This is a genomic window from Erythrobacter fulvus, from assembly GCF_028595285.1.
Classification (GTDB): domain Bacteria; phylum Pseudomonadota; class Alphaproteobacteria; order Sphingomonadales; family Sphingomonadaceae; genus Erythrobacter; species Erythrobacter fulvus.
Genome location: NZ_JAQQXQ010000003.1, coordinates 268,994 through 282,184 on the forward strand (window position 1 = coordinate 268,994; position 13,191 = coordinate 282,184).

Below are 13,191 nucleotides of genomic sequence, written 5' to 3' on the forward strand. Positions count from 1 at the left end.
GGGCGAGTGCGGGCGGGCGTGCCAGCGAGAATGGTTTGGCCTGCCAGAAGCGCAGCTATTCCTTGGCTGCGCGATCGCCTTCCAGCGCCGCGATCAGCGCCTCGAACTGGGCATTGCCGCGCAGGTTGATGTCGCGCTGCGGGAAGGGGATTTCGATCCCGTGTTCCTTGAACAGCCACCACAGGTTCTTCAGCACGGTGCTGCGGACATTGCCGACGCCTTCCTCGGGATCGACGATCCAGCAATGGATCGTGAAGTTCACCGAGTTGTCGCCATATTCGCTCATCCACACTGTCGGCGGGGGCGTGTCGAGCACGCGCGGTGCCTTCTTGGCGGCTTCGAGCATCAACTCTTCCGCCAGATTCATGTCGGCGTTGTAGCTGATCCCGACATGCACCTGCATGCGCACCTTCTTTGATGAATAGGACCAGTTTTCGACCTGGTTGATCATCAGGTTTTCGTTGGGAATCAGATATTCGCGCTCGTCCCGGGTGGTGACGGAAACCGCGCGGATGCCGATCTTGCGGATCTGGCCGAAGGTCTCGTTGCCGGCCATGTCGGTCACCGCGATGACGTCGCCCGGCTTGATCGACTTGTCCATCAGCAGGATGATCCCCGCGATCAGGTTGCCGAAGGTCTTCTGCAAACCGAACCCGATCGCAAGGCCGAAGGCGCCGCCGAAAAAGGCCAGCGCCGTCAGATCGATGCCGAGCAAGTCGATCCCGATGAAGAACGCCGCCGCCCACACGACGATGGTCAGCAGCTTTTCCGCCAGCAGCTTCTGCGTCTCGTCGAACCGGCCGACCTTGCGGATCGCCCGCTTGCCGATCCGGTTGATCACCATCGCTGCGGTAATGACCAGCAGGATGACGCCGACGACCAGCAGGGCATCGAACAGCGAGATGCGGATATGGCCGACCTGCACCGCGATGGCATCAAGCCGTTCGAGGAACGCGCCGGCCGTCTTGCTTTGCGCGGTGACGCCTTCCTTCAGCTTGTCGGCGGCCTCGACCACTTCGACTGTCGGGGTGGCCGACGGTTCGGGCAAGGGTGTGGGGGCAGGCGTCGCATCGGCAGGCGCAGCGGAAGCGCCGTCTGCGGGCGGGGTTTCGCTGTCGGTAACGACCGCCTGAGCGGCGGCTGCGAGGATATTCATGGGCTCTCCATCCGGGCGAGTGCCTGTGCAAGATCGGCGATCAGATCGTCGGGGTCTTCCAACCCGATCGAAAGACGGATCGTCGGGCCAGCCGCATCCGGGCTGGGCATGATGCTGCGATAGTCCTGCGGCGCGGTCGCCAGCGCAAGGCTTTCGTACCCGCCCCAGCTATAGCCGATCCCGAACAGCGCCAGTGCATCGACCACCCGCGCGGCGGCGGCGCGATCCTCGCTCGCCAGAACGAAGCCGAACAAGCCGCAGCCCCCGGTGAAATCGCGCGTCCATGTTGCATGGCCGGGGTCGGAAGGCAGCATCGGGCACAGCACCCGCGCGACCTGCGGCTGGCCTTCCAGCCATTGCGCGATCTTCAGCGCCGATCGGGTCTGCGCTTCCAGCCGCACGCCCATCGTGCGCAATCCGCGCGCGGCCAGCGCGGCATCGTCGGGCGAGACGACCTGCCCCAGTTCCTGCGCGGTGCGGCGCAGCGCGGTGTACCAGCGTTTGCCCGCGCTGGCCGAGCCCATCATCAGGTCGGAATGGCCGCCGACGTGTTTCGACAGGCTCATCATCACGATGTCGCAGCCATGTTCCAGCGCGGCGAAACCGAGCGGGCTGGCCCATGTGTTGTCGATCATGCTGACCGCGCCGTGTTCGCGCGCAATGGCGCAGAGCGCGGGGATATCGGGAACCTCGAAAGTCAGGCTGCCCGGCGTCTCCAGCCACACCGCCTTCACCGGATTGGCGAACAGCGCGGCAAAGCCATCAATGTCGAGCGGATCAAAGAAGTCGGTCGTCACTCCCATCCGCGCGAGCAGCCCTGTCGCCATGCTGCGCGAAGGATCATAGGCATTGTCGGCCATCAGCAGCCGGTCGCCGGGTTTAAGCACCGCCAGCATGCAGCCCGCAATCGCCGCGACGCCGCTGGGATAGAGCACCGTGCCATAAGCGCCGGGTTCGATCGCGGTCAGCGCCTCGGCCAGCGCCCACTGTGTCGGTGCGCCGCGGCGGCCGTAGAAGAACTGCCCGTCGGTGTTGCTCTTGCCCGCCTCGCGCCGCGCCGCGTCGCTTTCGTAAAGATGGGTCGAGGCGCGCCACACCGGCGGATTGACCACCGGCCCGGTCCATTCGGGCCGCCTTCCGCCGCGCACAAGGCGGGTGGCGGGCTTGCGGGTGCTGTCGTCGCCTCCGCCGCTCATGCCTCAGGCCCCTGCGCTTTGGGGGTGGCGGGGTCCGCGCCCCATTCGCTCCAGCTGCCGTCATACAGCGCGGTATCGTGCTTGCCGATCAGGTGCAGCGCGAACAGCAGCACGCTCGCCGTCACGCCGCTGCCGCAGGTGGTGGTGACGGGTCGGGACAGGTCCACGCCTGCGGCCGCGAAGGCGGCGCGGATCGCTTCGGGTGCCTTGTAGGTGCCGTCGGCATTGAACAGATCGGTATAAGGCAGGTTGAGGCTACCCGGAATGCGCCCCATCGGCAGGCCGTGGACGGGATCGATACCGGTGCCGAACACCCGGTCGGCACTGCGGGCATCCACCACCTGTTCGGCGCTGCTGTCCAGATTGGCGAGCATATCCGCCTTGCTGCGCACGCCGGTTGCGGCGGCGAAGGTCGCGGGATCGGCGCGGGCGACGGGCGTCGTACCGGCTTCGAGTGCGCGCCCTTCCTCGCGCCATTTCGCCAGACCGCCGTCGAGGATCGCGACCTTGTCCCGTCCGTTCGCCGTCAGCATGAACCACGCCCGCGCCGCGGTGCGCACCGCGCTGTCATCGTAAAGCACGATCCGGTCGTCCGGCGCGATGCCCAGTCCCGAAAGATGGGCGGCAAGCTGATCGGGTCGGGGCAGGGCCTGCGGCGTCGCGGAGGTTTCGTCCACCAGCTTCGCCAGATCGAACAACCTTGCGCCGGGAATATGCGCGGCGGCGAATTCGGCCTGCGGATCGCGCTTGGCGGCAGGCAGGTGGCGCGAGGCGTCGAGCACCACGAGGCGCGGTTCGCCAAGGTGCGCCGCCAGCCATTCGGTAGAAACGAGGCTCGGGAAAGTTTCGTTCATCCGCCAAGGCCTAGCGTGCCTGCGCCGTGCCGCCAAGGGCAGCGGCGCATCACGTGCCCTGCGGTGTCGCAATCGCGCGTGCCTTCAGCCCCGGCACCGATCCGGGCGGCAGGTCGAAGGGCAGCGGGTGAACCCGGCCCTCGGCCCCGCTCGGCGGGCCGATCACGAAACTGCGGGTCAGCACCTGCTGTTCCTGACCCTCGATCGTCACGTGCATCAGGGGGATGAACAATGCGGTGCGGCCCTGCATAATCGGCGCGATGGCGGAAAAGGGCAGTTGCACCTCGCCGCTGACGCTGCGGCTCTGGTTGGGGCCGATGCGCTCGATGCCGGCAAGATTGCGTGCTGAGGCGAGTGGCGCGGCATTGTCGGTTCCGCGCCGGGCGCTGGTGAGTTGCACCGCCACGGCCAGATCGCTCACGGCGCAATCGCTGCGGTTGGCAAGGGTCAGACGGTAATTCAGCGTCAGTGTCATCACGCTGCGGGTCGCACCGCTTATGTCGAGCGCAAGGTCGATGCGCGGCAGGACGGGTTTATCATCTCCCTCGATTTCCGTAGGAGGCGGGGCGAGGCGCAGCACGCGCGGCTTGCGCCGCCGCCACAGCAGCCATGCGCCCAGCAGCAGCGCCAGCATTCCGCCGCCTGCGGCAATCCAGCCGGGGGCGAGTATCCGCTGCCCCAGCGCCTCGGTCGGGGTGGAGGAGGGGGCTGACGCTATGGCGGGCTGATCGGCGGGCGGTTCGAGATTGCCGAAACCGGGCGCGGCGACGGATTCTCCGGCAGGCTCCGCTGTGGCTTCGGAAGTTGGCGCACCGGTTGCTGTCGGTGCCGGTGCTGGCGTTGCGGCAGGTGTCGGTCGCGGGCGGGGCGCGGTTGCGCCCGGGGTCGGGGCAGGCGCAGGCGCAGGCGTTGGCGTGAGTGTGGGCCTGACCGGCTGCGATGCGACGGAAGGCATGTCGAGCGGGACGGGTGCCGGGCTGATGCGCGGCGCGGGTGTTGTCGGGGTCGCGACGGCACGCGGCGGAATAGTTACCCCCGCACGTTCGTCCGCGGGGCCGGCAGGGGCGGGAGTCGGCGTAGCGGTTGGTTCCGGCAGCGAGAACCCGCCGGGATTGCTCTGTGCGGCAAGCGGCATGGAAGCCGTTGCCAGCAAGGCGGCAGCAACGCGGGGCGGGAAGGACGAAGAAACGCGGGTCATCGGTTCCGTATGAGTGCGGTGTCGGGGCTGAACGGAGGCTGTGCGACATAGGGATCGACAGGTCGCCGCGTCCAGTTCCCTGCTTGCGCGCATCCCCCGTTCAGGGCAACAGCGCGGCATGACTACCTCATCCGATAGCCCCGCCGCCGTACCGCAGTTTCTCGGCAAGGACACCCCGCTGCCGACCTCGCCAGAGGAGGCGGTGCTCGACTATGTGCCCAACCCGCGTCCGGGGCTGACCTATCTGGTGCGCTTCGTCAGCCCGGAATTCACCTCGCTGTGCCCGGTGACCAACCAGCCCGATTTCGCCCATCTGGTGATCGATTATGTGCCGGGCGAGACCATCGTCGAAAGCAAAAGCCTGAAGCTGTTTCTCGGCAGTTTCCGCAATCACAACGGCTTTCACGAGGATGTGACGGTCGGCATCGGGGTGCGCCTGTTTGAGGAGATGCGCCCGCAATGGCTCAGGATCGGCGGTTACTGGTATCCGCGCGGCGGGATCCCGATCGACGTGTTCTGGCAATCCGGCCCTCCGCCGGCCGATCTGTGGCTGCCCGATCAGGGTGTCCCGTCCTATCGCGGGCGCGGTTAGAGCGGTTTTGGCCCGATTCTCGGCCGTTTAGGCCCGATTCTGGACGATTTAGACCCGGTTTCGGCCCACACCGGCAATGTTTCGCGTGGAACATTGCCATGCCGGGGCTGGTCACACCCCGATATCGAGCTGGATGAAAGCCGGCGCGCTCTTGCGTGCCTCGCGCCATTTGGCGAGCGGGAACGCGCCCTCTCCCAATGCCGCCAACGGGATGCCCGCTTCGGCCAACGCATAGGGTGAGATGCGGTGGCGGGTCATGAAACCGCCGCTACCATCACTGATGAGCGGCGTTTCGAACTTGAGCCCCTGGCTGTTCTCGGTAGCGTTGACCACCTGGCTCACCACCAGCTGACCATGGCCGAGATCGAGCACGACTTCTGTGCCCACCGGCACTCCGGCAAGCCCGGTGATGCGGGCGCCGGTCTTCGACAGGTTGCGCAGGATCACGTCGTAATAGTGATCCTCGTGGATCAGGCCGACCTTACGGAAGATCGAGATCCGCTCAGCGCGGTGCCGCGGCGGACCGCTGGGGCTGAATCTCATGGTTCCGTCCGCGACCTTCGCCAGCAATTCGTCCTGCTCAATCGCGGCCGAATAGATGAAGCCCTGCACCAGATCGGCCCCGCGCTGCTTGACGAGATCAAGCTCGTCCATCGCCTCGACGCCTTCGGCCACGGTCTGCATGCCCAGCGCCCGGGCCAGCGCGACGATTGCGGTGATGATCGCCGGGTTCGTATCGCCATTCTCGGTGCAGCCGCGCACGAAGCTCTGGTCGATCTTGATCTTGTCGAAATGGCCGTGCTTGAGATAGCCGAGCGAGGAATAGCCGGTGCCGAAATCATCAAGCGCCAGCTTTACGCCGAGCGTCTTGAGGTCGCGGAAGATCGTGTCGACTGTTTCCGGATCGCCGACAAAAACGCTTTCGGTAATCTCCAGCTCCAACCGCGACGCGCTCAGCCCTGATGCCTCGAGCGCCGCCGCCACCGACTTGCGAAAGCCGGGGCGTGCGAATTGCTTGGCCGAGACATTGACCGCGATGTTGATGCTCTCGGGCCACTTTGCAGCGTCCGCGCAAGCCTGTCGGAGCGCCATTTCGCCGATCCTGACGATCAGATCGTCATTTTCCGCAACCGGAATGAAGTGCGAGGGGGAAATGTCGCCCTCCTCGTCATCGTGCCAGCGCAGCAGCGCTTCGAAGCACCGCACTTCATTGTTCACCGGGTCGACCAAAGGTTGATAGGCAAGCGTCAGCTCGCCGCTGTCCACGGCATCGCGCAGCCTGTCACCCAGCAGCGCGTTCTTCGAAGCCGCATCGCGCAATCCGCTGTTGAAGAAGCAGAATGTGCCGCCGCGCAATTCCTTGGCCGCATATAGCGCCATGTCCGCCGCACCGGTCAGTTCATCGGCATCAAGCCCGTCGTAGGGAGCGATCGCGATCCCGATCGAGGTGCCGATGATCGCCCGGCGTCCGTTGATCTGGTAGGGTTGCGACAGCAACTGTACGATGCGGTTGGCAAGATCCCCGAGCGTGCCGCGGTCGTCGATATCGGGCAGCAGGATCTGGAATTCGTCGCCGCCCAGCCGGCCCACTTCGCCGCTGTCCCTGACAATGCTTTTGAGACGTGCGGCAACCTGCTTGAGCAATTCGTCGCCCGACGGGTGTCCCATCGTGTCGTTGACGTGCTTGAACCGGTCGAGATCGAGCATCATCAGCGCGCAGCTGCGCTTGCTGGCACGGAACGCGGATAGCGTCGCAGTAAGCTTCTCTCCGAGTTTCCGGCGGTTGGTGAGGCCGGTCAACTCGTCGATCTGTGATTGCAGCGCCACCTTCATTTCATGGGCATAGTGGCTGGTGATATCGACCGCGGTGCCGCGATAGCCGAGAAAGCGCCCGCCCATGCCGAGACGGGGGCGTCCGTTTAGCCGCCACCAGCGCGTGCCGTTCTCGCCCACGCTCCCTTTTTTCGGGGCAATGGCGACCACGTGCTCCTCGATCTTCGAATGTGTCTTCAGCTTGAAGCCGATCGAGCGCTGTTGCGGTGCGCCGGGTTCGGGATCGATATCGCTGAAGATACGGGTCGCGGGCTGGCCGATCAGCTCTCCTGCGGGAAGACCAAGATCGCCGATCGCGCGTTGGGACAGGAATGTCAGGCAACCCTCGGCATCGGTCGCCCAGAACATGCCGATGCCCATTTCCTCGATTTCGCTGAGCATCTTGGCGTGGTTGGCACGCGTTGCGGATCGTCGGCCGACGCCCCGGTTTTCCGAGGGCGAGGCCGTTTTCGCTGCCTGTTCCTTCACCGACTTGAGAAAGCCCAACGGCATTACCTCTCCACACGAACATCGGGACGCAGGGCCACGGACCGGGATGCGTGGCTCCGGTCCATAACGGACCTGTTCCTTGCTAAGCCATTAGATAACGCCGATTGAGAAAGGGTTACGCTCGTTCCGGCCATAAGCCGGGCAATTCGCGAGTCTTGTGCAGCGCCGGAACGTAGTGGCGACTACCGCGTTATAGGCACAGTCGATGTACTTGCACTTTAATTACTGCAAGGCCGTTCATGATGTAATTTACTTGCTACTGCCTATTTGCAGGACCGCAGCGCGCAGGGGGATCGGCGACCGCGACTTGCCTTGAGTCTTGGGGAGAGATCCATGTCCGAAGCCGGTGCACCCGTTTGCGGTGCCGATGCGCTGTTCAATCGTGTGCGCAGCCGCGCAGACTGGGAAGCGATGCGGAGCGCAGCTCTGGCTGATCCGGGCGCGTTTCATGGCGATATCGCGGCCCGCAACATGCATTGGTTCGTCGCCGATTGCGGCGCGGCCGGCGCATGGCTCGCGCGGGGCGAGGATGGGCGCTGGCACGGCTGGGATGCCGCCACGGCCGAAGCCGTCAGCCCCGATCTGCCTGAAGGCTTCACCCCCTGGCACACCGGTTTCGACGGCTCCACCCCGCCGCACTGGCGCTGGTTCGTGGGCGGGCGGACGAACACCGCCTTTTCCGAACTCGATCGTCATGTGCTTGCAGGACACGGAGACGAAGCAGCCCTGATCTTCGAGGGTGACCGCTGGGACATGTCGGCCAACGGCGGCAAGGGTGCGCCGATCGACTGCTTCACCGTCAGCCGCAGGAAGCTGTTGCTCGAAGTTGCCAAATGCGCGGTCGCGCTTGAGGCGCTGGGAATGAAGCCCGGCGACCGCATGGCGCTCAACATGCCGAGCATTGTGCCGCAGATCTACTGGACCGAAGCGGCCAAGCGCATGGGGGTGGTCTACACTGCTGTGTTCGGCGGTTTTTCCGACAAGACCCTGTCCGATCGTATCGCCGATACTGCCGCGCGGGTGATCGTTACGTCCGACGGTTCCTATCGCAATGCGCAGGTTGCCGGATTCAAGAACGCCTACACTGATCCCGCGCTCGACAATTTCGTGCCGGTGACGACCGCCATGGAGATTCTTTCGGGTCTCGATCTCGAATTGCCGCAGTCCGATCACGATACCATCCTTGCCGCCGTGGGCGAGGCGTTAACGGGCGAGATTACCGTCGATCGTTCGGACGTGATGCGCGGGGTGGGGCGGGCGCTGATCCAGCTTGGGGCGGAAGGCCGGATTACCAGCGCCGATGCCGCGCGGGTGCGGATCGCCATCGCCTCCAGCCTTGTCACCCTGCCGCCGCGGGTCGAGGCTGTGATCGTGTGTCGTCACACCAACCAGCCGGATCTGATCTGGCGCGAGGAACGCGACCGCTGGAGCCACGAACTGACCGACGCGGCGCTGGTGACGGTGCTGGAAAAGGCGCGGGCTGCGGGCTTCGCGGTGCAGACAGAGGGCGATCTGCTGGCTTTGCCCGACAGCGATTTCGTGCGCGCCATATGGGCCTCGTCGAAACCGATGCCGGTCGATGCGGATTACCCGATGTTTTTCATCTATACATCGGGTTCCACCGGCAAGCCCAAGGGCATCGTCCACAGCCACGGCTATGCCGCCGGTGTGGCCGAAACCATGGCGGTCAGCTTCGATGCGCGGCCGGGTGATGTGCTTTACGTGGTTGCCGATCCGGGCTGGATCACCGGCCAAAGCTACCTGATCTGCGCCCCGCTGATGACACGGGTGACCAGCCTCGTTTCCGAAGGCTCGCCGGTATTTCCGCACGCCGGGCGTTTCGCCTCGATGATCGAACGGCACAAGGTCGCGATCTTCAAGGCCGGGGTGACCTTCCTCAAATCGGTGATGTCCGATCCCGATAACCTCGCCGATCTTCAGCGTTACGACATGGGCTGCCTGAGGGTGGCGACCTTCTGCGCCGAACCCGTCAGCCCCAGCGTGCAGGCGTTCGGGATGGAGCACGTCTGCCCACGCTATATCAATTCCTACTGGGCGACCGAACACGGCGGGATCGCGTGGACGCATTTCTACGGTAATAACGATTTCCCGCTGCGTCCCGATGCCCATGCGTATCCGCTGCCGTGGATCGTGGGCGATGTGTGGGTCGAAGATGCCGACGCCGCAGGGACGGATGCCCCCTTTGCCCGCGGCGAGGGGGGCGGCGTGCCGTGGCGGCGTGCCGGGATTGGCGAAAAGGGCGAAATCGTGATCGCCGCGCCTTATCCTTACCTCGCACGGACCATCTGGGGCGACATCGCGGGCTTCACGGTCGAGGACGGCCGCGTGAACCCCGAATGGCGCGGCGATGCCGCGCGGTGGGAGGATGGTTACTGGAAGCGTTGGAAAGGCGCATGGGCCTATACCCAGGGCGATTTCGCGATCCAGCACGCCGATGGTTCCTTCTCGCTCCACGGGCGTTCGGATGATGTTATCAACGTGTCGGGCCACCGCATGGGGACCGAAGAGATCGAAGGCGCAGTGCTGCGCGACAAGGCGCTGCACCCCGACAGCCCGGTCGGCAATGTGCTGGTGGTCGGCGCACCGCACCGCGAAAAGGGGCTGACCCCGCTCGCTTTCGTCGTGCCGGTGGCAGGGCGCAAGCTGACGATCGAGGACAAGCGCCGGCTGTTCGACCTTGTGCGCACGGAAAAGGGCGCTGTGGCAGTGCCGGCCGACTTTATCGAGGTGTCGCAATTCCCCGAAACCCGCAGCGGCAAATATATGCGCCGCATGGTGCGCGCACTGGTGGTGGGCGAAGACGTGGGCGACGTCACCACCTTGCGCAATCCCGAAGCTCTGGACGAATTGCGCACCGTCATCGCCGACTGGCAGCGCAAACAGCGCCTGTCGGACGAGCAGGTGCTGTTTGACCGGCACCGCTATTTTCTGGTGCAGTACAATAATGTCGCACCGGGCAAGCAGGTGGCGACGGTCACCGTCACCAATCCGCCCGTCAATGCATTGAACGAACGTGCGATCGACGAGCTGGTGCTGGTCACCGATTACCTCGCGCGCGACGAGAATGTGGTGGCGGTGGTGTTTACCGGGCAGGGCACCAGCTCCTTCGTCGCCGGGGCGGACATCCGCCAGATGCTGGAGGAAATCCACTCGGTCGAAGAGGCGATGGTGCTGCCCAACAACGCGCATCTCGCCTTCCGCACGATCGAGCGCATGGGCAAGCCTTGCGTCGCGGCGGTGCAGGGTGTGGCGCTGGGCGGGGGCATGGAATTCGCGCTTGCCTGCCATTATCGCGTGGCGGAACCGGTGGCGCGTTTCGGCCAGCCCGAAATCCGCCTGCGCCTGTTGCCGGGTTATGGCGGCACGCAGCGCCTGCCGCGCCTGCTGCTTGACCGGCGCGGCGAGGAAGGCCTGCGCGATGCGATGGATCTGATCCTTGGCGGGCGCAGCATCGATGCCGACAAGGCCGGGGAAATCGGCGTGGTCGATGAACTGGTGAGCGGCGCGCATGATGCGCTGTCGCAAGCCCACGCGGCGGTGCGCGATTATGTGCGATATGGTGAGGATTCCGCGCTGGGCCGCGCTTTTGCCGATCGGCAGGCGGCAGCCACCCGTTGGGAGAATGCAGCGGACGTCTCGCTCGACCGGGTGATGGAGGACGATTTCCTCCAGCGCATTCTGCGACAACTTGACTGGGCCGGACGCGGACAAGCCGGTGCTCGCGCGCTGGAAGCGGTGCGCACGGGGCTCGAACAGGGCATTACCGCAGGCCTCGCGCGCGAGGCGCGGCTGTTCGCCGAAGCCATCGTTGATCCGGAAGGCGGGAAAACCGGCATCCGGCAGTTCATCGACAAGGTCGCTCCCCCGCTGCCCGTCCGGCGCGACGGCGTGTGGATCGACGCGGAACACGAAATGCGTGCGCAGGCCTTGGAGGCGGCTGGCGATCTGCTGCCGATGGGCGCGCCCTTCTATCCCGGCGTCACCCCGATCCCGCCCTATCAGTATGCCTTCGGCATCGCCCGCGATCCCGATACCGGCCAGCCCCGCTTCGGCCCGCCCGCGAGCCATGAGAAGGAGCTGATTGTCAAAGTGCCCGAGCCCGCGCCCAACGAGGCGCTGCTCTACATGCTGACCAGCGAGGTCAACTTTAACGACATCTGGGCGCTGACCGGTATTCCGGTTTCGCCCTTCGATGCGCATGAGGAAGACGTGCAGATCACCGGATCGGGCGGGATCGCGCTGGTCGCGGCGCTTGGGTCAGAGACGCGGGCGCAAGGGCGCATCAAGGTCGGCGATCTGGTGACGGTCTATTCGGGCACCAATGATCTGCTCAGCCCGCAGGTCGGCAATGATCCGATGTATGCCGATTTCAGCATTCAGGGCTACGAGACCGAGACCGGCAGCCACGCGCAGTTCCTGACGGTGCAGGCGCCGCAGATGCACAAGGTGCCGCCCGATCTGACGCTGGAACAGGCGGGGAGTTACGTGCTCAACCTCGGCACGATTGCGCGATGTCTGTTCACGACCTTGCAGATCGCGCCGGGGCGGACCCTGTTCGTCGAAGGCGCGGCGACGGGGACGGGGCTGGACGCGCTGCGAAGCTCGGTGCGCACCGGCTTGCAGGTGACAGGGCTTGTCTCGTCGCAGGAACGTGCGGCCTTCATCACCAGGGTGCAGGGCGCGGTCGGCGCGATCAACCGCAAGGATGCGCGCTTCGCGGACCTCTACACCGTGGTGCCGGAGGACAAGGCTGCGGCCCAGAAGTGGGAAGCCGCAGGCGCGCCGCTGATTGATGAATACAAGGCGCTGAACGGCGGCAAGCTCGCCGATTACGTGGTGAGCCATGCGGGCGAGACCGCCTTCCCGCGCTCGTTCCAGCTTCTGGCGGAAGGCGGCACGCTGGCCTTCTACGGCGCATCATCGGGTTACCATTTCAGCTTCATGGGTAAGCCCGGAACGGCATCGCCCGAGGAAATGCTCCGCCGCGCGGCCCTTCGCGGGGGCGAGGCGGTGCTGATCTTCTACGGCCCCGGATCGTCGGAACTGCTCGACGAGACCGGCCTTGAAATGATCGAAGCCGCGCGCCGCTTCAACGCCCGCTCGGTCATCGCCACCACCACCGACGGGCAGCGCGAATTCCTGCAATCGCTGGGGTTGGAGGACGCGATCGAGGGGATTGTCAGCCTCGAAGCCATCCGCCGCCGCGAAGGGGCGAATTTCCACTGGCCCGACACCATGCCGCGCCTGCCCGATGCCAAGGCCGATATCGAGGTCTTCAAGGCGGCGGTGCGCGACTATCAGGACCGGGTGATGAAGCCCTTTGGCTCGGCGGTGGGCAAGATCCTGCGCTCGCCCGACAATCCGCGCGGCAGCCCCGATCTGGTGTTCGAGCGCGCCGGGCAGGACACGCTTGGCATCTCGACCTCGCTGGTGAAGCCTTTCACCGGGCGGGTGATCTTTGCCGAGGACTTGGCCGGCTGCCGTTTCACCTTCTACGCGCCGCAGGTCTGGACCCGCCAGCGGCGCATTTACATGCCGACCGCCAACATCTTCGGCACGCACCTGTGCAACGCCTTCGAGGTCGCGCGGATGAACGACATGATCGCGGCAGGGCTGCTGGAAGTGACCGAGCCCAAAGTGGTGCCGTGGGACGGCCTGCCCGAAGCGCACCAGGCGATGTGGGAGAACCGGCACACCGGATCGACCTATGTCGTCAACCACGCGCTGCCGGAACTGGGCCTGCGTAGCCGCGACGCTTTGCTTGAGGCGTGGGCCGCATCTTTGGGCGGCGGGGAACCGGAAGGCTGATCTGTGCGTTGCGATTTTTGAAACGTTCTTAGCTCTCCTCCCCA

Annotated in this window: 7 protein-coding genes; 2 read left to right on the forward strand and 5 right to left on the reverse strand. The window is 65.3% G+C overall.

Features of this window, described 5'->3' with window-relative positions; genetic code table 11:
• Window positions 1–55: 55 nt before the first annotated feature.
• Genes OIK40_RS05740 through OIK40_RS05755 form a run of 4 tightly spaced genes read right to left on the reverse strand, consistent with a single transcriptional unit; the run spans window position 56 to window position 4,404 of the window.
• Window positions 56–1,156: a mechanosensitive ion channel family protein gene (locus OIK40_RS05740; protein WP_273676932.1), complete on the reverse strand. Its 1,101-nt coding sequence runs from the start codon at window positions 1,154–1,156 to the stop codon at window positions 56–58.
• Window positions 1,153–2,352, reverse strand: a complete 1,200-nt coding sequence (gene metC, locus OIK40_RS05745) for a cystathionine beta-lyase (protein ID WP_273676933.1) — start codon at window positions 2,350–2,352, stop codon at window positions 1,153–1,155. The genes OIK40_RS05740 and metC overlap by 4 nt, the downstream gene beginning before the upstream one ends.
• Complete coding sequence (locus OIK40_RS05750; protein WP_273676935.1) at window positions 2,349–3,206, reverse strand: sulfurtransferase; 858 nt, start codon at window positions 3,204–3,206, stop codon at window positions 2,349–2,351. The genes metC and OIK40_RS05750 overlap by 4 nt, the downstream gene beginning before the upstream one ends.
• A 49-nt stretch (window positions 3,207–3,255) precedes the next feature.
• Entirely contained in the window at window positions 3,256–4,404 is a 1,149-nt protein-coding gene (locus OIK40_RS05755) for a hypothetical protein (protein WP_273676937.1), read from the reverse strand.
• A gap of 118 nt (window positions 4,405–4,522) precedes the next feature.
• On the opposite strand from OIK40_RS05755, the gene queF reads away from it, so the two are divergent.
• Window positions 4,523–4,996: a preQ(1) synthase gene (gene queF, locus OIK40_RS05760; RefSeq protein ID WP_273676939.1), complete on the forward strand. Its 474-nt coding sequence runs from the start codon at window positions 4,523–4,525 to the stop codon at window positions 4,994–4,996.
• A gap of 111 nt (window positions 4,997–5,107) precedes the next feature.
• On the opposite strand, the gene OIK40_RS05765 is transcribed toward queF, so the two are convergent.
• Window positions 5,108–7,321 carry an EAL domain-containing protein gene (locus OIK40_RS05765; protein WP_273676940.1) on the reverse strand — a complete coding sequence of 738 codons (2,214 nt, stop codon included), beginning with the start codon at window positions 7,319–7,321 and terminating at the stop codon, window positions 5,108–5,110.
• Window positions 7,322–7,651: 330 nt separating this feature from the next.
• Here OIK40_RS05765 and OIK40_RS05770 point away from each other — a divergent pair, with 330 nt between their 5' ends.
• On the forward strand, window positions 7,652–13,147 hold the full coding sequence (locus OIK40_RS05770; protein ID WP_273676941.1) for an AMP-binding protein: 5,496 nt from the start codon (window positions 7,652–7,654) through the stop codon (window positions 13,145–13,147).
• Window positions 13,148–13,191: the final 44 nt, after the last annotated feature.